At 62.0% G+C, this 22,146-nt stretch carries 20 protein-coding genes; 10 read left to right on the top strand and 10 right to left on the bottom strand.

Features of this window, described 5'->3' with window-relative positions; all coding sequences use genetic code 11:
• The first annotated feature begins 75 nt into the window (after nt 1–75).
• On the top strand, nt 76–1,533 hold the full coding sequence (gene dacB, locus BM403_RS06205) for a D-alanyl-D-alanine carboxypeptidase/D-alanyl-D-alanine endopeptidase (RefSeq protein WP_093542103.1): 1,458 nt from the start codon (nt 76–78) through the stop codon (nt 1,531–1,533).
• A 1-nt stretch (nt 1,534) separates the two neighbouring features.
• On the opposite strand, the gene BM403_RS06200 is transcribed toward dacB, so the two are convergent.
• Nucleotides 1,535–2,314: an IclR family transcriptional regulator gene (locus BM403_RS06200; protein ID WP_093542101.1), complete on the bottom strand. Its 780-nt coding sequence runs from the start codon at nt 2,312–2,314 to the stop codon at nt 1,535–1,537.
• A gap of 120 nt (nt 2,315–2,434) precedes the next feature.
• On the opposite strand from BM403_RS06200, the gene hmgA reads away from it, so the two are divergent.
• The 4 genes from hmgA to BM403_RS06180 all read left to right on the top strand — a co-directional run bounded on the left by hmgA (nt 2,435) and on the right by BM403_RS06180 (nt 7,260).
• Nucleotides 2,435–3,718 carry a homogentisate 1,2-dioxygenase gene (gene hmgA, locus BM403_RS06195; protein WP_093542099.1) on the top strand — a complete coding sequence of 428 codons (1,284 nt, stop codon included), beginning with the start codon at nt 2,435–2,437 and terminating at the stop codon, nt 3,716–3,718.
• 4 nt (nt 3,719–3,722) lie between these two features.
• Nucleotides 3,723–5,009, top strand: coding sequence for a fumarylacetoacetase (gene fahA / locus BM403_RS06190; RefSeq protein ID WP_046034372.1), 1,287 nt, complete (start codon nt 3,723–3,725; stop codon nt 5,007–5,009).
• A 12-nt stretch (nt 5,010–5,021) separates the two neighbouring features.
• Nucleotides 5,022–5,657, top strand: coding sequence for a maleylacetoacetate isomerase (gene maiA, locus BM403_RS06185; RefSeq protein WP_093542097.1), 636 nt, complete (start codon nt 5,022–5,024; stop codon nt 5,655–5,657).
• 232 nt (nt 5,658–5,889) lie between these two features.
• Nucleotides 5,890–7,260, top strand: coding sequence for an MFS transporter (locus BM403_RS06180; RefSeq protein ID WP_093542095.1), 1,371 nt, complete (start codon nt 5,890–5,892; stop codon nt 7,258–7,260).
• 40 nt (nt 7,261–7,300) lie between these two features.
• Here BM403_RS06180 and BM403_RS06175 read toward each other — a convergent pair whose 3' ends face one another.
• A complete protein-coding gene (locus BM403_RS06175; RefSeq protein ID WP_093542093.1) occupies nt 7,301–8,104 on the bottom strand; it encodes a SirB1 family protein in 804 nt (267 codons plus the stop codon).
• Between the two features lie 187 nt (nt 8,105–8,291).
• On the opposite strand from BM403_RS06175, the gene BM403_RS06170 reads away from it, so the two are divergent.
• On the top strand, nt 8,292–9,311 hold the full coding sequence (locus BM403_RS06170) for a Glu/Leu/Phe/Val dehydrogenase family protein (protein WP_093542090.1): 1,020 nt from the start codon (nt 8,292–8,294) through the stop codon (nt 9,309–9,311).
• A gap of 54 nt (nt 9,312–9,365) precedes the next feature.
• Here the strand turns inward: BM403_RS06170 and BM403_RS06165 are convergent, their stop codons facing one another.
• A complete protein-coding gene (locus BM403_RS06165) occupies nt 9,366–9,626 on the bottom strand; it encodes a YebG family protein (RefSeq protein WP_012722374.1) in 261 nt (86 codons plus the stop codon).
• Between the two features lie 371 nt (nt 9,627–9,997).
• On the opposite strand from BM403_RS06165, the gene BM403_RS06160 reads away from it, so the two are divergent.
• Nucleotides 9,998–10,486: a phosphate-starvation-inducible protein PsiE gene (locus BM403_RS06160; RefSeq protein ID WP_012722375.1), complete on the top strand. Its 489-nt coding sequence runs from the start codon at nt 9,998–10,000 to the stop codon at nt 10,484–10,486.
• Here the strand turns inward: BM403_RS06160 and BM403_RS06155 are convergent.
• The 3 genes from BM403_RS06155 to BM403_RS06145 form a co-directional block, all read right to left on the bottom strand.
• The gene (locus tag BM403_RS06155) at nt 10,483–10,797 is read right to left on the bottom strand and encodes a DUF3509 domain-containing protein (RefSeq protein ID WP_012722376.1); all 315 of its coding nucleotides are present in this window, start codon (nt 10,795–10,797) and stop codon (nt 10,483–10,485) included. The genes BM403_RS06160 and BM403_RS06155 overlap by 4 nt on opposite strands.
• A gap of 298 nt (nt 10,798–11,095) precedes the next feature.
• Nucleotides 11,096–12,382 carry a serine/threonine transporter gene (locus tag BM403_RS06150; RefSeq protein WP_093542088.1) on the bottom strand — a complete coding sequence of 429 codons (1,287 nt, stop codon included), beginning with the start codon at nt 12,380–12,382 and terminating at the stop codon, nt 11,096–11,098.
• Nucleotides 12,383–12,444: 62 nt separating this feature from the next.
• Complete coding sequence (locus BM403_RS06145) at nt 12,445–13,821, bottom strand: L-serine ammonia-lyase (RefSeq protein WP_012722378.1); 1,377 nt, start codon at nt 13,819–13,821, stop codon at nt 12,445–12,447.
• 137 nt (nt 13,822–13,958) lie between these two features.
• On the opposite strand from BM403_RS06145, the gene BM403_RS06140 reads away from it, so the two are divergent.
• Complete coding sequence (locus tag BM403_RS06140) at nt 13,959–14,906, top strand: LysR substrate-binding domain-containing protein (RefSeq protein WP_012722379.1); 948 nt, start codon at nt 13,959–13,961, stop codon at nt 14,904–14,906.
• A gap of 213 nt (nt 14,907–15,119) precedes the next feature.
• The gene (locus BM403_RS06135) at nt 15,120–15,530 is read left to right on the top strand and encodes an HPF/RaiA family ribosome-associated protein (RefSeq protein ID WP_012722380.1); all 411 of its coding nucleotides are present in this window, start codon (nt 15,120–15,122) and stop codon (nt 15,528–15,530) included.
• A gap of 59 nt (nt 15,531–15,589) precedes the next feature.
• On the opposite strand, the gene BM403_RS06130 is transcribed toward BM403_RS06135, so the two are convergent.
• A complete protein-coding gene (locus BM403_RS06130; RefSeq protein WP_093542085.1) occupies nt 15,590–17,104 on the bottom strand; it encodes an MFS transporter in 1,515 nt (504 codons plus the stop codon).
• Between the two features lie 107 nt (nt 17,105–17,211).
• Between BM403_RS06130 and BM403_RS06125 the strand changes: the two genes are divergently transcribed.
• A complete protein-coding gene (locus BM403_RS06125) occupies nt 17,212–18,123 on the top strand; it encodes a LysR family transcriptional regulator (protein ID WP_012722382.1) in 912 nt (303 codons plus the stop codon).
• 156 nt (nt 18,124–18,279) lie between these two features.
• Here the strand turns inward: BM403_RS06125 and fecA are convergent, their stop codons facing one another.
• From fecA to BM403_RS06110, 3 genes are all read right to left on the bottom strand, one after another.
• A complete protein-coding gene (gene fecA / locus BM403_RS06120; RefSeq protein ID WP_093542082.1) occupies nt 18,280–20,616 on the bottom strand; it encodes a TonB-dependent Fe(3+) dicitrate receptor FecA in 2,337 nt (778 codons plus the stop codon).
• A gap of 91 nt (nt 20,617–20,707) precedes the next feature.
• Nucleotides 20,708–21,649, bottom strand: coding sequence for a FecR domain-containing protein (locus BM403_RS06115; RefSeq protein ID WP_093542079.1), 942 nt, complete (start codon nt 21,647–21,649; stop codon nt 20,708–20,710).
• On the bottom strand, nt 21,646–22,134 hold the full coding sequence (locus BM403_RS06110; RefSeq protein WP_046034383.1) for a sigma-70 family RNA polymerase sigma factor: 489 nt from the start codon (nt 22,132–22,134) through the stop codon (nt 21,646–21,648). Before BM403_RS06110 ends, BM403_RS06115 begins: the two co-directional genes overlap by 4 nt.
• Nucleotides 22,135–22,146: the final 12 nt, after the last annotated feature.

The following is a 22,146-nucleotide window of genomic DNA, read 5'->3' as shown; positions in this document are numbered from 1 at the left end:
GGCAAGCCCGCTCGCCACAGGGGGAGGGAGCTGGTAGCGTTGCCGCCACTGACAGCTTTGCGGACAACGCTACTGATGTACTTTGGAAAATGCTTACACACCCGCGGCATGCTGGTTGGCTTGAGCCTTTTGCTGGGGGGCTGCGCGAGTGTTTCCCAGACCTCCACCCCAGCCACCCTCGATCACCTGATGGCCGACCCGGCGCTCAACGGCGCCACTGTCTCCCTGATGGTGCGTGACGCCCGCAGCGGCAGCACGCTCTACCAACACAACCCGCGAACACGGGTCATTCCTGCGTCCAACCTCAAATTGCTCACCACTGCGGCGGCGATGGATGTGCTGGGGCCGCAATACCGGTTTTCCACTCAACTGCTGGGTAACGGCACCCAGCAGGGCGAGCGCCTCAGCGGCAACCTCTATTTGCGCGGCTTGGGCGACCCGACCACGCAATTCGCCGACTACCAGGCATTGGCGGCACAACTGGCGGGGCAGGGTGTGCGCCAGGTCCAAGGCGATCTTGTCTTCGACGACACTTGGTTCGACGCCGAACGGCTGGGCGTGGACTGGGCCCAGGACGATGAAAGCACCTACTACGGCGCGCAGATTTCGGCGCTGACCGTGTCGCCCAATGCGGATTTTGATGCGGGCACGTTGCTCGTCACGGCGAAGGCGCCCGTCGCGGTTGGCCAGCCGGTGAGCGTGGTGGTGAGCCCGTCCACCGATTATGTGCAACTGAACAACCGCGCGGTCAGCGGTCCCGGTAACACCTACGGCATCACCCGCCAGCACGGCACCAACCTGCTGCAACTCACGGGTGCGCTGGCGCCAGGCAAACAAAGCCGGCAGTGGGTGAGCGTGTGGGAGCCGACGCAACTGGTGGCCAATCTGTTTGAGCAGGCGTTGGCGCAGCAGGGCATCCAGGTACTGGGCCGACGCGTGATCGGTGGTACAAGCCCAGCGACGGCCAGGGTGCTGGCCGAGCATCAATCGGCACCGCTGCAGGAACTGATCACGCCGCTGCTCAAACTGTCGAACAACAACATGTCCGAGGCGTTTCTCAAGGCCATGGGGCGCAAGACAGCCAACGCGGGTACGGCGCAGGCCGGTGTCGCGGCAGTCGCGGATTTCATGCGGCGCCAGGGTTTGGACCCGATGACGCTGAGCCAGGTGGACGGTTCAGGTCTGTCGCGGCGTAACTGGGTGTCGTCGCAGAACCTGACCGACCTGCTGCTGGCCGCAGCCAAGCAGCCCTGGTTCGAAGCCTGGTACAACGCCTTGCCGATCGCCGGTGACCCCGACCGCATGACCGGCGGCAGCCTGCGCTACCGCCTGCGCGGCACGGCGGCGCAAAACAACCTGCACGCCAAGACCGGCTCCATGGCCGGGGTTTCCTCGTTGAGCGGCTACATCACCGACGCCGATGGCCGACGCCTTGTGTTTTCAATGATCAGCAATAACTACGTGAGTGACGCCACGCCCATCCGTGCGCTGGAAAACCGCGTGGCACTGGCCCTGAGCCAATGGCACGACTAGCTCAGGGCTGATAACCCATCCGCCAACTCACGGCCTGGGTCGCCGCCAGCAAGCGCTGCGCCGCCGGGCCGTCTTCATCGGCGTGGAACAACGAGGTGGGGCCGACCACGGTCATCACCGCCGCCACTTGGCCGACAGCGTTGAACACCGGCGCCGACAACGCATCGACGCCGGGCATCAGCAAACCATGCACAAAGTGCAGGCCACGGCGGCGGATCTGTTCGCAGGCGGTCGCGTAAGCCTGGTCGTCCGCCAGGGCATGGGCGGTGCCGGCCTGGATCTCGCGTTCACGCAGCTCTACGGTTTCCCGCAACGGCAGGAACGCACTGAACACCAGCCCGGTGGACGAACTGAGCAGCGGCAACACCGAACCCAACTGCGTGACCACCGTCACCGCACGCACCGCCGGTTCGATCTGCACCACGGTCGCGCCCTGGTTACCCCACACCGCCAGGAAGCAGGTTTCATTCAATTCATCGCGCAACTCCGCCAGGGGCATCGCGCCGACCTTGAGCACGTCCATGCTGCCCAGCGCCGCCAGGCCCACACGCAAGGCTTCGCGGCCCAGGCCATAGTGATTGGTGGCGGTGTTCTGTTCGGCGAAACCTGAGGCGATCAGCGCCTGCAGGTAGCGGTGCACCTTGCTGGCCGGCATTTGCACGTGCTCGGCCAGGCGTGAAAGCGAGGTCGCCGGTGACAGTTCGGCCAGGGCCTTGAGGATGTCGGTGCCCACTTCGGCCGAGCGGACTTTCTGTTTACCGGTGTCGCGGGGCTTTTCCATGGAGGGGCGAGAATCCGAGAGATGAATGGGCGTCTTTATAGCTTGACGGTCGTTAGTGATCAAATTACGTTATGCGTAACTGGATTACGATAAAAACAACTTCCGTACAGAGGATGCTCCATGAACCTCGAATACCTGTCGGGCTTCGGCAATGAGTTCGCCAGCGAAGCCTTGGTCGGCGCACTGCCGGTCGGCCAGAACTCCCCACAAAAAGCGCCCTATGGGCTGTACACCGAACTGTTCTCCGGCACGGCGTTCACCATGGCGCGCAGTGAAGCCCGGCGCACCTGGCTGTACCGCATTCAGCCGTCGGCCAATCACCCAGCGTTTATCAAGCTTGAACGGCAGTTGGTCGGTGGGCCGTTGGGGGCGGTGACGCCGAATCGCTTGCGCTGGAACCCGTTGGATATTCCAAGTGAGCCGACTGACTTTGTCGATGGGCTTGTAGGGATGGTCGCTAATTCCGGGTCGGAAAAACCCTCGGGCATCAGCATCTACAACTACCGCGCCAATCGTTCGATGGAGCGGGTGTTCTTCAATGCCGATGGCGAATGGTTGATCGTTCCCGAACAGGGCCGTCTGCGTATCGCGACTGAATTGGGCGTGCTGGAAGTCGAGCCGCTGGAAATCGTCGTGCTGCCGCGCGGCCTCAAATTCCGCGTCGAACTGCTGGATGCGCAAGCGCGCGGCTACGTCGCCGAGAACCACGGTGCCCCACTGCGCCTGCCGGACCTGGGGCCCATCGGCAGCAACGGCCTGGCCAACCCGCGCGACTTCCTGACCCCGGTCGCCCACTACGAAGACCTGAAACAACCGACAACGCTGGTACAGAAATTCCTCGGCGAACTCTGGGCTTGCGAGCTGGATCATTCCCCGCTCAATGTGGTCGCCTGGCACGGCAACAACGTGCCGTACAAATACGACCTGCGCCGCTTCAACACGATAGGCACCGTGAGCTTCGACCACCCGGACCCGTCGATCTTCACGGTATTGACCTCGCCCACCAGCACCCACGGCCTGGCCAACCTCGACTTCGTGATCTTTCCGCCGCGCTGGATGGTGGCCGAGAGCACCTTCCGTCCGCCGTGGTTCCATCGCAACCTGATGAACGAATACATGGGCCTGATCCAAGGAGCCTACGACGCCAAGGCCGAAGGCTTCGTGCCCGGCGGCGCGTCGCTGCACAGCTGCATGAGCGCCCACGGCCCGGACGGCGAAACTTGCACCAAGGCCATCAACGTGGCGCTGGCGCCGCACAAGATCGATAACACCATGGCCTTTATGTTCGAGACCAGCCAAGTGCTGCGCCCGACCCAGTTCGCCTTGGACTGCCCGCAGCTGCAAAACACTTACGACGCGTGCTGGGCCTCGCTGCCCGCCACCTTCAACCCGAACCGGAGATAAACCCATGACGCAGCCAACACTCACCCGCAGCTGGGTGGCCTCCGCGAATGGTCACACCGATTTTCCGCTGCAGAACCTGCCGTTGGGCGTGTTCAGCGTCAACGGCTCCGCACCGCGCGCTGGCGTGGCGATTGGCGACTCGATCCTGGACCTGCACGCCGCGATCGATGCGTTCGACGGTGACGCCCGTCGCGCCGTCGAGGCGACCGCCGGTGGCCAACTGAACGCCTTCTTCGAACTGGGCCGTGGCCCGCGCGTGGCCTTGCGCGAGCGCTTGCTGACGTTGTTGGCCGAAGGCAGCACACTGCAGGCGCGTGAAGCGCACGTGTTGCACCGTGCTGCCGATTGCCAGATGCACGTACCGGCGCGGATCAATGACTACACCGACTTCTACGTCGGTATCGAGCACGCGCAGAACGTCGGCAAACTGTTCCGCCCAGACAACCCTCTGCTGCCCAACTACAAGTACGTGCCGATTGGCTACCACGGTCGCGCGTCGACCATCCGTCCCTCGGGCACCGATGTGCGCCGCCCCAAGGGCCAGACCTTGCCCGCCGGCCAGGCCGAACCGATCTTCGGTCCGTGTGCACGCCTGGACTACGAGTTGGAACTGGGCGTCTGGATCGGCCAGGGCAATGAGATGGGCGATTCGATTGCCATTGGTGACGCGGCTGAACATATCGCCGGTTTCTGCCTGCTCAATGACTGGTCGGCACGGGATATCCAGGCCTGGGAGTACCAGCCGCTGGGGCCGTTCCTGTCGAAAAGCTTTATCACCACCATTTCACCGTGGGTGGTGACGGTCGAGGCACTTGAACCGTTCCGCACAGCGCAACCGGCGCGGCCTGAAGGTGACCCGCAGCCGCTGTCGTACCTGCTGGACCAACGCGACCAGGCAGCGGGTGCCCTGGATATCGAATTGGAAGTCCTGCTGACCACGGCCGCCATGCGTGAGCAAAACCTGCCGGCCTATCGCCTGGCCTTGAGCAACAGCCTGCATATGTACTGGACCGCCGCGCAATTGGTCGCGCACCACAGCGTCAACGGTTGCCAGCTGCAGGCCGGTGACCTGTTTGGCACGGGGACCTTGTCGGGGCCGCAAGCCGGTCAGTTCGGCAGCCTGTTGGAAATGACCGAAGGCGGCAAAAAGGCCGTCGAATTGCCCTCCGGCGAGGTGCGCAAGTTCCTCGAAGACGGCGATGAAGTCATCCTGCGCGCTCGCTGCAGTCGTGAAGGATTTGCCTCTATCGGCTTCGGCGAATGCCGCGGCACTGTGGTCGCGGCGCGCTAGAAGGAGAGGGGGATGGAACTCTATACCTACTACCGTTCCACCGCGTCGTACCGGGTTCGCATCGCCTTGGCGCTCAAGGGCCTGGATTTCACTGCCGTGCCGGTCAACCTGCTGGTGCCGGCGGGCGGTGCCAATCGCCAACCCGAGTATTTGGCGATCAACCCGCAAGGACGTGTGCCTGCCTTGCGCACCGATGAGGGTGAGCTGTTGATCCAGTCGCTGGCGATCATCGAATACCTGGAGGAGTGTTATCCACAGGTGCCGTTGCTCTCCAACGACCTTGCGGCCCGTGCCCATGCGCGTGCGGTGGCGTCGATCATCGGCTGCGATATTCACCCGCTGCACAACTCCAGTACCCAGAACCTGCTGCGTCAGTGGGGGCATGACGAGGCAAAGGTGCTGGAATGGATTGGCCATTGGATCAGCCAGGGATTGGGCGCGGTGGAACAATTGATCGGCGATCAGAGGTATTGCTTCGGCGACCAGCCGGGGCTGGCCGACGCGTTCCTGATTCCGCAGCTGTATGCGGCCGAGCGCTTCAAGGTGCCATTGGCGGCGTACCCGCGCATCGGACGGGTGGCGGCGTTGGCGGCACAGCATCCAGCATTTGTGCAGGCACACCCCGCCAATCAACCTGACACGCCTTAGGACCCAATGTGGGAGGGGGCAAAAAATAACCTGTGGCGAGGGAGCTTGCTCCCGTTGGGCCGCGAAGCGGCCCCAGCTCTTTGTTTCAAAAGACTGGGACTGCTGCGCAGTCCAACGGGAGCAGCTCCCTCGCCACAGGTACAGTGTTTGCCCTTAACTGACTGGCATTAGGGCTTGCCCCCTCCCACATTTTGACCTGCGCCACCCTTATAAAAATAATAGGTACTTTGCGATGCACAATCAGCTTGCCAGCTTTCGCGCGGCACTCGACGCTCGTCCGGTCTCGCGCTACCAGTGGTTGATTCTTCTGTTGCTGGCACTGTTGCTGGTGACGGATGGCTATGACGCCCAGGTGTTGGGGTATGTAGTTCCAGCGTTGGCTCAAGATTGGGGGCTGGAAAAGGCCGCATTTGGGCCGGTGTTCAGCGCCAACCTGCTTGGGCTGACCTTGGGTTCGCTACTGGTCACGCCATTGGCGGATCGCTTTGGCGTACGACGCATCCTGCTTGGCTGCGTGCTGATCTACGCCAGCCTCACGGTGCTGATGGTGTTCGCCCACTCACTGACCACCTTGATGGCCGCCAGGTTTATCTGCGGTATCGGCATGGGGGGCGCCATGCCCAGTGCCATGGCGTTGATGTCGGACTACTCCCCACCGCGCCTGCGCACGTTGATGGTGACCCTGGCGGCCTGTGGCTTCTCGTTTGGTGGGGCAGCGGGTGGGTTTGTGGCGGCGGGGTTTATCGAAGGCTTCGGGTGGCAGGCAGTGTTTCTGGCGGGTGGCGTAACGCCGCTGCTGTTGTTCCCGTTTCTTGTGCGGTGGTTGCCGGAATCCTTGCCGCGCTTGCTGCGAGATGCGCCGCCGTATGCGCGGCTGCAGGCCGTGACGTCACGCATGTTGCCCGGCTGGCAAGCGCCGCCTGCGAGCGAGGCCGAGAACCAGCAGGAGCAGGGCAGCAAACTGACCGTCGTGGAGTTGTTCCGCAATGGCTATGCGCGTCCGACGCTGCTGATCTGGGCGACCTTTTTTGTCAGCTTGATCCTGCTGTATTTCATGATCAGTTGGTTGCCGTCGCTGCTGTTGGAAAGCGGGCTGGCGTTGAAAGAAGCCAACCTGGTGACGTCGATGTTCCTGTTCGCCGGCACCTTGGGGGCCATCGGCATGGCCTGGTTCGCCGACCGCTTGCAAAGCAAAGTGCGCCTCCTGTCCGGCGTGATGGCGACGGCGGCGGTGTGCACCATTCTGCTCGGTCTCAACCATGACAACCCGCGCTACCTGGTGGCCTGCGTGTTTGCGGCAGGGTTTTGCATCATCGGTGGCCAGCTGACCCTCAACGCCTTTGCCAGCAATTTCTACCCGGCGCACGTACGCGCTACCGGAACGGGCTGGGCGTTGGGCGTGGGGCGGTTTGGCTCGATCCTGGGGCCGCTGTTTGGCAGCATACTGCTGGCGATGCATATCCCGGTGGAGCAGATTTTTTTCTTTTGCGCGATACCGGCGGTGATCGCGGCGTTGTTGATTATCCAGGTGCGTTCGCCTGGCGGTGTGAGGCTGAACGCCTCGCTGCCGGGCGACATTTTCAAAGCGCCGGGCAAGCACTGAGCCACCATCAATCAGCGTGGAAGCGCTCGAGAATCGGGCGTCAGTGCACCACTGAATTGGGCGGCAAATGCCCCAGGCGCTCGGTCAGGCGCAGGCGTTGGATCGGGTCTTCGCTGAGCATCAGCGCGTGTTCCAAGTCAAAACGCTCGGCGTTGGGGCAGTCCAGGCGCTGGTACAGGCTGGCCCGTGCCAGGTAATCGGCGGCACTGGCATTGCCCAGCTCCAGCACGCGCTCGGCGTCGACCAAGGCTTCAAGCGGGGCGTCGTTGGCCAGGTGCAATTGCCGCAGGTTGCGTGACAACCGCTGCAGGATCGAACGTGGATCGGCGGTGTGCAGGTGGTCGGCCTGCAACTTGAGGTTGGGGCCGTATTGGCGTTGCAGCAGGTCACGGCAATCATTGGGGTACAGGCGTCGGCCGCCGCACGGGTCCAGAAGGTGATCGGCGCCGGGGACCCGCAGTAGAAAGTGGCCGGGGAAATTCACGCCGACCATGAGGATATCCAGGCGTCGTGCCAACTCAAGGGCGATCAGCCCCATGGCCAAGGGTTGTCCGCGTTTGCGCTGCAAGACCTTGTCCAGCAGCGCGGCAGCGGGGCGCAGTGGCGTGAACTCATCCTGGGCAAACCCCAAGTCATTCATGCGCCGCAACAACGTCTGGCCCAGTTCATCCGCCGGCACCATGGGCATGCCGAGGCTCACCTGCTGTTGCAGCAACGTCAGCTCCTGCAGGATCAGCAATGGCTGCACTGCCGGGTCATGCTCGGCGGCTATCCACAGCGCGGCTTCAAACAGCGCAGGGGGGGAGCGTTCCAGGCAGGCAAAAAAGGCTTTGCGGGGGTTCATTGCATTCTCCGGCGGATGCCCCCGTTTTAGCCTTGCTGGGAATTTTCGTCCAGTGGCTTAGGCGATAACCTGTGTGCTTATGTCGCAAGGCCTGCGAAATCGAGCGGCTTATTCCAGCGTATTTCGGCAGGTTTCTGCCGCAAGCCTATACTTGGCCCACTACCAGAAGTGATTCGGGAGCTTGACGATGTTTGCTCTCATGCACAGCACCCGCCTTGAATCGCTGCACTTGAGCGTCGACCCGGCTACCGGGCTGAAGGTGGTCATCGCCATCCATAACAGCCGCCTGGGGCCTGCTCTCGGCGGTTGTCGCTATCTCTCCTACCCCGACGACGAAAGTGCCGTGGCCGACGCTGCGCGCCTGGCCCAAGGCATGAGCTACAAGGCGGCATTGGCCGGTTTGCCGGTGGGCGGCGGTACGGCGGTGATCCTGCGCCCCGGCCATGTGGAAAACCGCGCGGCACTGTTTGAAGCATTCGGCCGTTGTATCGAGCAACTCGACGGCCGCTACATCACCGCCACCGACAGCGGCACCTCGGTGGCCGACATGGACTGCATCGCCCAGCACACCCGCTTCGTCACCAGCACCAGCGCGGCAGGCGACCCTTCACCCCATGCCGCCATGGGCGTTTTCGCCGGCATCCGCACCACCGCCATGGCCCGCCTGGGCAGCGACAACCTCGAAGGTTTGCGCGTCGCCATCCAGGGCCTCGGTAACGTCGGTTACGCCCTGGCCGAACAACTGCACGCCGCGGGTGCCGAACTGCTGGTCAGCGACATCGACCACGGCAAGGTGCAGTTGGCCATGGAGCAACTGGGCGCGCACCCCATCGCCAACGACGCCTTGCTCAGCACCCCGTGCGACATCCTCGCGCCCTGCGGCCTCGGGGCCGTGTTCAACCGCCAGAGCGTCGGCCAACTGCGCTGCGCTGCCGTGGCCGGTTCCGCCAGTGCGCAATTGACCAACCTGCAAGTGGCTGACCAACTGGAAGGGCGCGGCATCCTCTACGCCCCTGACTACGTCATCAACTCGGGCGGCCTGATCTACGTCGCGCTCAAACACAGCGGGGCAGAACTGCCGACCATCACCGCGCACTTATCCAACATCGGCACGCGCCTCACGGAAATCTTCGCCCACGCCCAAGCCGAAAAACGCTCGCCCGCACGGGTCGCGGATGAATTGGCCGAGCGCCTGCTTTACCAATAGCCGGTTATTAAAAAGGCCCTGAATCGATGATTCAGGGCCTGTTCAATTCGGGCTTTATTCCGCCGGTGCGTTCAGCAACTCGGACAACGCGTCCGGCTGACTCTTGAACGCCTTGGCAAATACATCGCGGTTCTTCGCCATGTAGATCCCGGCTTCTTCCACCTGCTGCTCGCTCAGGGACGGCACGGCTTTTTGCAACACTTCTGCCAGCAACTCAGCGAGTTCAAGCATCTTGTCATGACGGTCAGCTTCGGCTTTATCCATGAACAAACGCTCCAGATCTCGGCTGCTGCGGTATACCACTTCGACGGCCATTCACCACCTCACATGCCTTCACGATAGTTGTCTTTCGCTACTACTGTATTCATATACAGTGAAAAGAGTAAGCCAAACCGTGGGGTTTGGGTAGCAGTTTTTTAATGTAGTCGGGAAATAGAGGTTTGCTACAACGGAAATTTCTGACAACACGGCGAGGTTGCCGGGTAATCCTACGGTGACACCCTCTTCAATGTGACCCCAACGGGAGCAAGCTCCCTCGCCACAGGTTATGTGCCACTTAATGAATCTGTGTCTCATGTCATGCTGCCACCATCTCATTTCCCAGCCCTGGCCTTTTTTCTGCATGCAGAACAACCGTCACGTCCAACCCGCATTATCCGGTCGAGTCGACCTAAGGAAGCATCATCGTGAAAATCAACTGGGCCGAAAGGCTGCGCCAGCAAGTACATGGTCTGGCCGAGTCCCTGGGCAATCTGTTTGTCGAGTCGTTCCACTACCTGGCGCTGTTCGCCATTGGTGCGGTGACCGCGTGGGCGGCGGTGATGGAGTTTCTGGGGATGCTCGAGAATGGGCATATCAAGATCGATGACATCTTGCTGCTGTTCATCTACCTGGAATTGGGCGCGATGGTCGGGATTTATTTCAAGACCAACCACATGCCGGTGCGCTTTCTGATCTACGTGGCAATCACCGCGCTGACGCGTCTGCTGATTTCCAACGTGTCCCACCACAATCCACCCGACATTGGCATCATCTACCTGTGCGGCGGGATTCTGCTCTTGGCGTTTGCGATCCTGGTGGTGCGCTATGCGTCGTCGTCGTTCCCCTCCGTGAAGGTAGAAGGCCCGCGCCGCAAGGGCGAAGCGAGCCTGGAAACCGAGAAAGGTGAGCTTTAAAGCCCGACACTGAAGGGCAGGGGGCGGTTGGGCGGACGCTGTAGTACTTTGTGATCGCCATCCGTCATCACCGCCAGGATTTCCATGGCGCTGTGACCCTGCTCGATGGCGATGCCGAATTGGATACTCTGCACCAGACGCTTCAGCCGCTTTGGATCATTGCGTTGTTCGGCGCTGATCATGCGTTTGGCTACCACCCCTTGCTCGTTGGAGAGGGTCAGCATGATGCTGCCGTCCAGCCGTTGGATGCTCAAGTTGACACGGTATTCTGGCGTGAACGTGTCGGTGATGATCTGAAAAGGATTGTCCATGGTGCGTTACCGCCTGATAAGAACATGCAGTCATTGACGACCGGTGTCGGGTTTAGTTCGCGTCTCCTGACCACCGGCCACTCCGTCGCTGAAGCTTCACAAGATCCGTTTGCTTCAATGCTGTACAGCAAGGGGCGTGCCGTACAGAGATCTTTCAGACAGTGCGATTCCAATGTGGGAGGGGGCTTGCCCCCGATAGCAGTCTTTCAGCCGAGCATTCATTGGCTGACACACCGCCATCGGGAACAAGCCCCCTCCCACCGTTGTTTTGGGTTGCGTTTGAGATCGGTGACCTGTTTCAGGGCAGTACCGAGAAAACGATCGCAGACAGCGCAATCAACCCAATCACCACCACAAACACATTCGACAGCTGACCCGAATACTGGCGCAGAGAGGGCACGCGGCGGATCGCGTACATCGGCATCAAGAACAGCAGGCACGCGATGATCGGCCCGCCCATGGTCTCGATCATGCCCAAGATACTCGGGTTGAAAGTCGCCACGGCCCAGCAGGTCAGCACCATAAACAGCGCGGTGCAGCGTTCCAGCCATTTGGACGACATCGAACGGTTACGCCCGCGCAGGGATTTGACGATCAGGCCTTGGAAGCCTTCGCTCGCGCCGATGTAGTGACCGAGGAAGGATTTGGTGATGGCCACCAGCGCAATCAACGGCGCGGCGTAGGCGATCACCGGGGTCTGGAAGTGGTTGGCCAGGTACGACAGGATCGAGATGTTCTGGGCCTTGGCCGCTGCCAGGTCGGCCGGCGACAACGCCAGTACACAACTGAAGCAGAAGAACATCACGGTCACCACCATCATGCCGTGGGCGGTGGCGAGGATGCCGCTGCTTTTGCGCTCGGCCTGCGGGCCGTACACGCGTTTCTGGTCGACGGCGAACGCGGAGATGATCGGCGAATGGTTGAACGAAAACACCATGACCGGGATCGCCAGCCACAAGGTTTTGAAGAACATCGGCAGCGGCATGCCCTCGCTGGCAGAGGCGAAGAACGCACCGTTCCAGTTGGGGACCAGGCTCACGGCCAGCAGCAACAGGGCGGCAACGAACGGGTACACCAGTACGCTCATGGCCTTGACGATCACGCCCTGGCCGCAGCGCACAATGGCCATCAGTCCGAGGATCAGCACCAGCGACAGGATCGCCCGAGGCGGTGGGGCCATGTGCAGTTGGTGTTCCATGAAACTGCCGAGGGTGTTGGTCAGCGCCACGCTGTACACCAACAGGATCGGGAAGATCGCAAAGAAATACAGCAGGGTGATCAGCTTGCCGGCGCCGACGCCGAAGTGTTCTTCGACCACTTCGGTGATGTCGCCGGATTTGCCCGACAGCACAAAACGCGTCAGCCCACGGTGGGCGAAGAAGGTCATGGGGAAGGCCAGCAGTGCCAGCACGATCAGCGGCCAGAAACCGCCGACGCCGGCATTGATCGGCAAGAACAGGGTGCCGGCACCGATGGCGGTGCCGTAGAGGCCCAACATCCAGGTGGTGTCGTGTTGGGTCCAGCCGGTGGTCACGGTGTTGTCTGAAACAGGATTTTCGGCAGCAGGTGTACGTACATCGGTCATCGTTATTGCCTCGTTATTATTTTTGCGCGGGCTCACGTTTGGGGCGGGTAGCAGTGCTCCGATCAGCACTCCACCCAGCTGACCGCCAGGCCGCCCCGTGAAGTTTCTTTGTATTTGTCATGCATGTCGGCCCCGGTATCGCGCATGGTGCGGATCACCCGGTCGAGGGAAATGAAGTGTTTGCCGTCACCGCGCAGGGCCATTTGCGTGGCGTTGATCGCCTTGACTGCCGCGATGGCGTTGCGCTCGATGCACGGTACTTGCACCAAGCCGCCGACCGGGTCGCAGGTGAGGCCGAGGTTGTGCTCCAGGCCGATTTCGGCGGCGTTTTCCAATTGCTCGGGGGTGGCGCCGAGGATGTCGGCCAACCCCGCAGCGGCCATGGCGCAGGCCGAACCGACCTCGCCCTGGCAGCCGACTTCGGCACCGGAGATCGAGGCATTTTTCTTGCAGAGAATGCCGACGGCAGCAGCGGCCAGGAAGAAATTGACTACGTCGTCGTCAGACGCGTCGGCGTTGAACTTCATGTAGTAATGCAGCACGGCCGGGATGATCCCGGCGGCGCCATTGGTCGGTGCGGTGACCATGCGCCCGCCGGCGGCATTTTCCTCGTTGACGGCGAGGGCGAAGAGGTTGACCCATTCCATCGCCGACAAGGTTGAGGTGATCACATTCGGCTTGCCGATTTCCAGCAGGCTGCGGTGCAGTTTTGCCGCGCGGCGTGGCACGTCCAGGCCACCTGGCAGGATGCCTTCATCGCGCAGGCCTTGCTCCACGCATTCGCGCATCACCGACCAGATATGCAGCAAGCCGCTGCGGATGTCGGCGTCGCTGCGCCAAGCGCGTTCGTTGGCCATCATCAGTTCGGAAACCCGCAAGCCATGCTTGTTGCACAAGGCCAGCAGCTCCACGGCGCTGGAAAAGTCGTAGGGCAAATCAACATCGCTGGTCGGCGCAATGCCGGAGGCGGCTTCTGCCGCTTCGATGATGAAACCGCCGCCCACCGAGTAATAGGTTTGCTCACTCAACAGGCCATTTTCGCCATAGGCGTGCAGGGACATGGCGTTGGGGTGGTAGGGCAGGCTCTCGTCCAGCAGCAGGAGGTCTGTGTGCCAGTTGAAGGCAATGTCTTGTGTGCCTGCGAGTAGCAGACGGCCGGACTCGTGCAATTGCTGGATGCGGGGATTGATTGAGCTCGGATCGACCTGATCCGGCCATTCGCCCATCAGCCCCATCACGCAGGCGCGGTCGGTGGCGTGGCCGACACCGGTGGCGGACAGTGAGCCGTACAGGCGCACTTCCACGCGGCGGGTATCGGTCAGCAATTGTTGGTCGATCAGGGCTTTGGCGAAGGTCGCCGCCGCCCGCATGGGGCCGACGGTGTGGGAGCTGGAGGGGCCAATGCCCACTTTGAATAGATCAAAAACGCTGATAGCCATGCTAAAGCCTTACAAGCAATGGAGTAGAAATCGCTGCCATGTTTTGTAGAGCGAGCGGAATTGGCGCGATACTGAGCCTCTGGATCGGCACTGACCAACGAATTATCCTAAGACACCCTTTAGCAGGACTAAACGCTATGACCCGGCCCCTTCATGGCCAGACGTATGTCTGGCTGCACGTTTTTTCCTGCGCTGCGCGGCATTTGTCGTTTACGCGCTGCGCCGAAGAACTGCACATCACGCCGGGTGCGGTGAGCCAGCAGATCCGCCAGCTGGAGGAGCGATTGGGTTTCCGTTTGTTTCATCGACGCGCGCGTGGGGTAGAGCTGAGTGCCGAGGGGCAGCGTTTGGCGACGACGGTGGGTGAGGCCTACGGCAGCATTGATGCCGAACTGCAGCGCTTGGACGCGGGGATGATCAGCGGCACGTTGCGGCTGCGTTCGATCCCGTCGTTTCTCGGCAAGTGGCTGACCCCGCGTTTGCCGCGCTTGCAGCAACGCTTTCCGGATATCCAATTGCGCATGGTTGCCGAGGACAGCAGCATCGCTCTGCATGAGGGCGATTTCGACCTGGCCATCGACTTGAACGACGGCAGCTACCCCGGCCTGTTATCCACAGCCTTGCTCGACGAGCAGATCTTCCCGGTGTGCGCCCCGAGCCTGCTACGCGGCAGGCCACCGTTGCATGGCCCGGCCGACCTGGTGCATTTCCCGTTGCTGCACGACATTACCGCCTGGCGTGGGAGTTATGAGTACGCAGAGTGGGAGTTCTACCTGAATGCCATCGGCTATCACGACGCCGACGTGCGCCGTGGGCATACGTTCAATCGCAACCACCTGACCATCGAGGCGGCCATTGCCGGCATGGGCGTGGCCATCGCGCGGCGCACCTTGCTCAACGATGAATTGGAGCGCGGCACCTTGATCGTGCCGTTCGGCCTGGCCGTGCCCAATCACAAACGCTACGTGCTGCTCTATGCGCCGGGTGCACTGAGCCATCCGGGCGTGCGCGCGGTGCATGATTGGCTGGTGGAGGAAGCAGGGATTTTCCGCGGGTTGCACCCGTTGGGAGAGGGGCAATTGTAAGGTTGGCTGAGCGTAAGAAGATGTAACCAACTCCCCACCCTAACAGCGTTTTTGCTTGTCGTCAGACTTAATTTGTAATGTGGGATTTATCTTTGCAAAGGGGTTGAATTGTTCTTCGGACTGCTCAATTGTGTAATCAAGAGGTCATGGTTTCACCACCCCGGTGTTGCAGTTTGTGACCTCTCGCGAGCTAGCTGAAATAAGGGAAGAACTATGCAAATCCAAGTCAATAGCGATAACCATATTGAAAGCAGCATCCGACTGGAGGAGTGGGTACGTACTACCATTGAGAGCACGCTCGAACGTTACGAAGAAGACCTGACCCGAGTGGAGGTCTACCTGCGGGATGAGAACGGCGACAAGCCCGGTCCCCACGATTTAAGTTGCCGCCTGGAAGCACGGCCAAAAGGCCATCAACCGCTGTCGGTACTGCACAAGGCCGATACCCTGGAACAGGCGATCGACGGTGCGGCGACCAAGCTGGACCATGCGTTGGAACATCTGTTTGGCAGACTGCAAGGCAAGCCACGCGCTGCCGGGAAAAGTCTGTCGGACACCAAGGTCAATGAAGATGAGCTTGAACAGGAGTTTCTGGAAAAAGAACGTGCTGTGTTTAACAGTTGATCACTGAAAGTTCTTTCATCCCCCACTGAACGGGCCTGCCATTGCAGGCCCGTTTTCGTTTAGTGTCCGCGCCGGAAGAAAGACCTGCTCAACCACGCCAACCCACACGCCCCCCATCCCGCGAAGAGCATGGCCCAGCCGACGCCATGGCGCAGGGCTGCCTGGGCATCGGTGACGCTAAGGTCCATCGATGAAGCCAGTTTGCCCGCCGCAATGTTCTGGCTGATGGCCGCCCAATCCAGCACGGTGCTTTGGGGCAATACAGCAGCCAGTTGATGGCTGATCCCCAGCAACAGCACCAGCCCCATCAACGCGATGTTGAGCGCGAGGGTGATCAGCCGCGCGCTGAGGTCGATGCCCGAGGCCATGCCTGCACGGTCGGCCGAGACTGAACCGGTGGTGGTGTTGGTGGTGGGGGAGTTGGTCAGCGCCAATCCCACACCGGCCGCGATGCAACTGCTCAGCACCAGCACGATGCTTGGCTGCGCGGCAGCGTTTGCAGCGGCCATGCTCAAGAAACCTGCACCCATCAAACCTAACCCAAGAGGGATGATGCGTTCGGCGCCATAGCGCAGGGCCAGGCGTTCGGCCAGTGGCGGCACCAGCAGTGTCGGCAAGGTGTAGGCGAGCAGGGCGCCGCCGGTGGTCAAGGTGTCGTAGCCCAGCCCGGCCTGGAAATACAGTGGCAGGTAGATCATGAACGGCCAGAAGCTGAAGTTCATACCGATCGAGCCCATCAACGCGCCGTTGAAGCGCTGGATACGGAACACCGAGAAATCAAACATCGGGTGGGCGCTGCGCCGTTCAACAACGATGAACAGCAGCAGTGCGGCCACTGCCAGGCCCGCCCAGCCGAGCATGGCCGGGGTGCCAAAGCCGTGTTCGGTGCCTTGGGTGATGAAGTAGACCAGCGCGAACACCGACAGCGTCAAGGTGAGCATGCCGGCGATGTCCAGGCGATTGCCCGCCGGGTCGCGGGATTCCTGCACGCTGACGTGCAGCAGCACCAGGGTGAACACCGTGAGTGGCACGTGCACGAGAAACACCCAGCGCCAATCCGCCACCGCCAGGATCAACGCGCCCACCATCGGCCCGAAGCCCAGGCCCACGCCGGCAATCACGCCCCAGATCGCGAATGCTCGCGCCCGCGCTGCCGGTTCGCGGAACAAGTGCGACAAAATCGCGAACTGGCAAATCATCATCGCCCCGGCGCCGATGCCTTGGACGAAACGCGCGGCGATCAGCGTCGAAGCATGCTCCGCCAGGCCACAGGCCAGGGACGCTAGCCCGAACAGCCACAGGCACAGCACCAGCATGCGTCGGCGGCCAAAGCGATCGGCCAGGGTGCCGGCCGCCATCAACACGCTGGTGCAGGCCAGGGTGTAGGCATTCATGATCCATTGGGCGTCCTGGAAGCCGGTGCCCAGTTCCCTTTCAAGGGTGGGCAGGATGACCGGCACGCTGGAGATTTCCAGGCCGAACATCAGGGCGACCAGGCACACGGCGGTCAGCGCGAGACCATTTTTGGCGGTGCGCGGTGGGCTGGCGACCGATAACGTGGCAGCGGGTGGCATGGGGACTCTCCTGTCGTTGGGGGATCGGGCTATTTTCAGGGGAATCTGGTTCTTTATTCGTGATAAGTTTTCCAGTAATAAGGGAATCAAGAGCGACAATCGAGCCTATGACCACTCCACGTTTTGATGGCGTTGAACTCTTTCTGCAGATCGTCGAGAGCGGCAACCTGACCGAAGCCGCCGAGCGGCTGAATGTGACGCGCTCGGCAGTCGGCAAGGGCTTGGCGCGACTTGAGGCCCGCCTGGGCACGTGCCTGTTACAGCGCTCTACCCGTCGCCAACGGTTGACCGAGGACGGGCAGGCCTATTACGAGCATTGCCTGCGGGCGCTGGCGGAACTTGAGGCCGCCGAGTCCGTGCTGGAAAGCGGACGGCAACAACCTCGTGGGCGGTTGCGGGCCAGTCTGCCATTAGCGTTCGGGCACCACTATGCGGCGCCTGCGCTATGGGGGTTGATGGATAGATTTGCCGAATTGGAGATCGAGATTTCTTTCTCTGACCGGCTGATCGACGTTGCCCAGGAAGGCTTCGACCTGGCGGTACGCATTGGCGCGCTGCCCGACACCGACCGCTTGAGCGCCCGTCGCCTGGGCGAGCAGGCGATTGGCCTGGCGGCGTCACCGGCGTACTTGCAGCGCGTGGGTCAAATAGAGCGTATCGAGGACCTGGCCGGGCATCGCGGCATTGCTTATCGCTGCAGTGCCCCGCGCCTGGAGTGGGCGCTCAATGACGAGCAGGGCCGCCCACACCGTGCGCGGGTGGCCTCGCCGCTGATGATGGATGACCTCCAGGCCGTGGCCGATGCCGCCATCGCGGGCGTGGGCCTGGCCTGGTTGCCCAGTTGGCTGATCGCCCACTATGCGCTGCGTGGTCAGTTGCAAGCGGTACTGCCTGGTTACTGCGAGCAGCCCTCGCCGATCCACGTGATCTGGCCCACGGCGGCGCACATGCCGGCCAAGACGCGCTGTGCCATCGACGCGTTGGTGGCCGGCACGCCGTCGTGCCTGGCGGGCAGTTAGAACTCAGGATGAACATAGGCATTGTGGTGAGCGGGCTTGTTGTGGTGAGCGGGCCTGCCCCGCGCTGGACTGCGTAGCAGGCCCATTTTTCAGGGTCGCTGCGCAACCCGGCGCGGGGCAAGCCCGCTCACCACAGGTTATTTGTTGCTCGAGCCGTTAGAACGCGATGGAGGTCTGCACATACACCGTGCGTGGCTCACCGACGTATTTGCCTTTGTTGTTGTCGTCGAATGAACGGGTGTAGTACTGCTTGTTGAAGATGTTTTTCACTCCCACCGCCACGTTCAAATCCGACAGCTGCGGGCCGAAGTCGTAGGCGGCGCGGCTGCTGAACAACAGGTAGCCGGGGATGCGCCCATTTGCACCGTCGGCGCTTTCGGCCTGGGTGTTGGCGTTGTCGGCGAACTGGCTGCTCTGGTAGCTGCTGTCCAGGTTGAGCTTCCAGCGGCCTTCGGTGTAGCCCACGCCGAAGGTGCCCTTGTGTTTTGACGAGAAGGGCACGCGGTTGCCTTTGTTCGGGCCGTCTTCGCGGATGGTGGCGTCCACGTAAGCGTAGCTGGCATACACATCGAACCCTGCCAGCGCCGGGCTCAAGCCGTCGAGGGCGTAGTTGATGCTGGATTCGATGCCCTGGTGACGGGTCTCACCACGGGCAATCACCGAATCATTGGTCTGGTTGCTTTCGTACTGGTTGTCGAAGTTGATCAGGAACGCGCCGATTTCCGCGCGCAGGCTGCCGTTGTCGTAGCGTGTGCCGAGTTCCCAGGTCCGCGCTTTTTCCGGTTTGACTTCGCCGCTGGTCACACGGTTGGGCATCTGGCTGTACTGCACGCTACCGAACGAACCTTCGGTGTTCGCGTAGAGGTTCCAGTCGTCGGTGAGGTGATAAAGCACGTTCAGTGCCGGCAGCGCGGTGTTGTAGTCACCCTTGTATTTAACGTTGCTCAGGTTGTTGGTTTGCTGGGACTCGATCATCTCGTAGCGAATGCCCGGGGTGATGGTCCACTTGCCGATATCAATCCGGTCATCGATGAAGAAAGCATTGGCCTCGGTGCCGCCACGGGTGTCGCGGTCATTGCGGCTGTCGGTGGTGGGGATTTGCTGGTTGGCGGCAATCGGCGTGCGGTAGCGCAGTTCGTGGCCGGCCTCGTTGATATAACGGTAGCCGACGCCCACTTCGTGGCTGGTCGGGCCCAGGTCAAAGCCTTGGGCGAAGCGCGTTTCCACGCCGCGCACCCAGTACTCGCGCGGGGACAGCGACAGGAACGTGCCTTGGTCGAGGTAGCCGCTGCGCAGCGTCTTGGTGAAGAAGCTGTTCACGGTGAATTCGCGACGGTCCTGCTCATAGCGATAGCCGACGTTGAACATCGTACGGCGGCCCCAGAACTTGTCGTAGGGACGGGTGGACTGATACGGATCGGCCTTGTAGTCCGCGACGTTCAAACCACCGGGCATATCGGCCTGGCCTTCGTAGTATTGCGCCATGGCGTTGAAGCTGTTGGCATCATCGAGCTGGTATTTACCCTTGAGGATCAAGTCGTCAATGCGCGTGTTGCTGTTCTCGCGCCAGTCGCCGCCTCGGGTGCCGGAGTACAGCAGCGCGCCGCCCAGGCCGTTGTCGGCGGTGCCGCCGGCGAGCAGGTTGCCGGTGGTCTTGAAGCCGTCGTGGCTGGAGGACGGGCTGGTTTCGGTCTGCAGGCCGCCTTTGACCGTGGGCGCATCCGGGATCGCGCGGGTCACGAAGTTGACCACGCCGCCGACGTTCTGCGGGCCGTAGCGCACAGCACCGCCGCCGCGTACGACGTCCACCGCATCCATGTTGCCCATGCTGATCGGCGCGAATGAAAGCTGCGGCTGGCCGTAAGGCGCGAAAGGCACCGGGATGCCGTCCATCAACACCGTGGAGCGCGAGGCCAGGCGCGGGTTGAGGCCGCGAATGCCGAAGTTCAGCGCCATGTCGTGGCTGCCGGTGCCGTTGTTGTCCGGTGCGTTGACGCCGGGGATGCGGTTGAGCACGTCCTTGGCCTGGGTCGCGCCCTGACGCTCGAACTCTTCGCGGCGGATCACATCACGGGCGCCTGGGTGTTCGAATACGTTGGTTTGCGCCGCATCGCCGAGCCAGTCGCCGACCACGCTGGACGTGCCCAATTCGATACTGGCCGGTGCCGTGACCGGTTGCAGGCTGTAGGCATTGTCGCCCTCGGCGCGGGCTTGCAGGCCGGTGCCTTCCAGCAGTTTTTGCAGGCCGTCTGCGGCGCTGTAATTGCCGGACAGGCCACGGCTCTGTCTACCCGCCGTAACTTCGGAGCCGAAGGAAATCAGCACGCCCGCTTCGCGGCCAAACTGGTTCAACGCAGCTTCCAGCGATGTCGGGGCGATGTGATACGGCTTGGCATCGGCCGCCATCACCGGCGGCAGTACGGTAAGACTCAGGCTGGCGCCGAGTAGGAGTTGGCGCAAGGTGCGGGCGAGAAGCGTCGGTTGCTGGGGCATGAACAGCGGTCCTGAGAAGGAAGGATCAAGGTGGCTTTCCTTCTCTGTCACGCGAGGGGTGGAAAACGGCTCATCGGTTTTGAAATTAATCTCAGGCGCGTGCCTGCACGGTCACCCAATACCGCGTAAAACGCCTTACTTTCACCGGCAGGCTCACTTCCAGCAGGTCGAGAATGCGTTCGCTGTCATCCAGCGGGTAGCTGCCGGAGATCAGCAGGTTGGCCACCTGTGGGTCGCAATTGACCTGGCCACGACGATAACGGCCCAGTTCGCCGAGGAAATCTTCCAGGCGCATGTGGGATGCGACCAGCATGCCGTCGGCCCAGGCGCCGCTGTTGGCGTCGGTGGGGCGCGGGGTGTCCCAGCCTTTGCGGGTGAAGTTGACCTGGCGCCCAGCCTCGACCGTCAGCGGCAGGCCGCTGTAGGTGTTGGGCATCACCTCGGCGCGGCCATCGAAGACCGTCAGTTGGGTGTGATCGTTGAACTGGCGCACATTCAAGCGCGCCGCCTGGCTGGTGAGCAGGCCCTGGCCGGTCAGGACATTCAGCGGCGTATTGCCTGCGAGGCTGGTCAGCAGGATCTCGCCTTCAAGCAGGCGGATCAGCCGCTGCCGGCCATCGAAATGCACGTCTACCGCGCTGCCGGTATTGAGCTGCAATTGGCTGCCATCGGCCAATTGCACCTTGCGACGCTGGCCGACGGGGCTGCGATAGTCGGCGGTCAGCGGCGGCAGGATATGTTGCTGGCGCAGGCTCCAGGCGGCGGCCGAACCGGCACCGAGGACCAGCAGTAACTTGAGGGCCTGGCGGCGGCTGGTGGAGGTCGGCGCATTCAATGCGGCATGGGCCAGGGGCGAGGGCATGCCGCGCAGGCGCTGATTCACGCGCTGCATATGGTCCCACGCGCGCTGGTGTTCGCTGTGGGCGTTCAGCCATTGCTGCCAGGCCGCTTGCTGGCGAGGGTTGAGCGCGCCTTGCTGCATTTCCATCAGCCAGTGCACGGCTTGTTCGGCGACTTGAGTGGAAAAACTCATAGGGCGAAATAGCAGCGCATGGCCGCTTTGTTCAGGTGGCGTTTGACGGTGGCGATGGAGATGCCCAGTTCAGCGCCGATTTGTGCGTAGGTCAGGCCATCCAGCTGGGCCAGCAGGAAAGCGCGTTTGACCGGCACGGGCAGGCCGTCGAGCAGCTGATCCAGCTCCACCAGGGTTTGCAGGATGATTGCGCGTTCTTCTTCCGACGGCGCGACGTGCTCGGGCATGTGCGCTAAGGCGTCGAGGTAGGCGCGTTCCAGGTCCTGGCGGCGGTAGAAGTTGAACAGCACGCGCTTGGCGACGGTGGTGAGAAACGCACGGGGCTCGATCAACGGGGGCGTTTCCCGTGCGGTGAGCACGCGAATGAAGGTGTCCTGTGCCAGGTCGGCGGCACTTTCCGGGCAGCCGAGCTTGCGTCGCAACCAGCCGGTGAGCCAGCGGTGGTGGTCGTTGTACAAAACTTCGACGGTGTTGGACGGGCTCAACGGGGACACTCC

Source organism: Pseudomonas sp. OV546, from assembly GCF_900116845.1.
In the GTDB taxonomy this organism is placed as follows: domain Bacteria; phylum Pseudomonadota; class Gammaproteobacteria; order Pseudomonadales; family Pseudomonadaceae; genus Aquipseudomonas; species Aquipseudomonas petroselini.
Note: the sequence above shows the minus strand (reverse complement) of the source record. Positions and strands in the feature narration are given on the sequence as shown.

Bases quoted from the DNA above. Each gene is read 5' to 3' on its own strand.
- dacB (WP_093542103.1), top strand. From the start codon at position 76: ATGTACTTTGGAAAATGCTTACACACCCGCGGCATGCTGGTTGGCTTG.
- BM403_RS06200 (WP_093542101.1), bottom strand. From the start codon at position 2,314: ATGGAAAAGCCCCGCGACACCGGTAAACAGAAAGTCCGCTCGGCCGAA.
- fahA (WP_046034372.1), top strand. From the start codon at position 3,723: ATGACGCAGCCAACACTCACCCGCAGCTGGGTGGCCTCCGCGAATGGT.
- BM403_RS06165 (WP_012722374.1), bottom strand. From the start codon at position 9,626: ATGGCCGTCGAAGTGGTATACCGCAGCAGCCGAGATCTGGAGCGTTTG.
- BM403_RS06155 (WP_012722376.1), bottom strand. From the start codon at position 10,797: ATGGACAATCCTTTTCAGATCATCACCGACACGTTCACGCCAGAATAC.
- BM403_RS06135 (WP_012722380.1), top strand. From the start codon at position 15,120: ATGCAAATCCAAGTCAATAGCGATAACCATATTGAAAGCAGCATCCGA.
- BM403_RS06125 (WP_012722382.1), top strand. From the start codon at position 17,212: ATGACCACTCCACGTTTTGATGGCGTTGAACTCTTTCTGCAGATCGTC.
- BM403_RS06150 (WP_093542088.1), bottom strand. From the start codon at position 12,382: ATGACCGATGTACGTACACCTGCTGCCGAAAATCCTGTTTCAGACAAC.
- BM403_RS06130 (WP_093542085.1), bottom strand. From the start codon at position 17,104: ATGCCACCCGCTGCCACGTTATCGGTCGCCAGCCCACCGCGCACCGCC.
- BM403_RS06180 (WP_093542095.1), top strand. From the start codon at position 5,890: ATGCACAATCAGCTTGCCAGCTTTCGCGCGGCACTCGACGCTCGTCCG.
- BM403_RS06170 (WP_093542090.1), top strand. From the start codon at position 8,292: ATGTTTGCTCTCATGCACAGCACCCGCCTTGAATCGCTGCACTTGAGC.
- BM403_RS06140 (WP_012722379.1), top strand. From the start codon at position 13,959: ATGACCCGGCCCCTTCATGGCCAGACGTATGTCTGGCTGCACGTTTTT.
- fecA (WP_093542082.1), bottom strand. From the start codon at position 20,616: ATGCCCCAGCAACCGACGCTTCTCGCCCGCACCTTGCGCCAACTCCTA.
- BM403_RS06145 (WP_012722378.1), bottom strand. From the start codon at position 13,821: ATGGCTATCAGCGTTTTTGATCTATTCAAAGTGGGCATTGGCCCCTCC.
- maiA (WP_093542097.1), top strand. From the start codon at position 5,022: ATGGAACTCTATACCTACTACCGTTCCACCGCGTCGTACCGGGTTCGC.
- BM403_RS06175 (WP_093542093.1), bottom strand. From the start codon at position 8,104: ATGAACCCCCGCAAAGCCTTTTTTGCCTGCCTGGAACGCTCCCCCCCT.
- hmgA (WP_093542099.1), top strand. From the start codon at position 2,435: ATGAACCTCGAATACCTGTCGGGCTTCGGCAATGAGTTCGCCAGCGAA.
- BM403_RS06115 (WP_093542079.1), bottom strand. From the start codon at position 21,649: ATGAGTTTTTCCACTCAAGTCGCCGAACAAGCCGTGCACTGGCTGATG.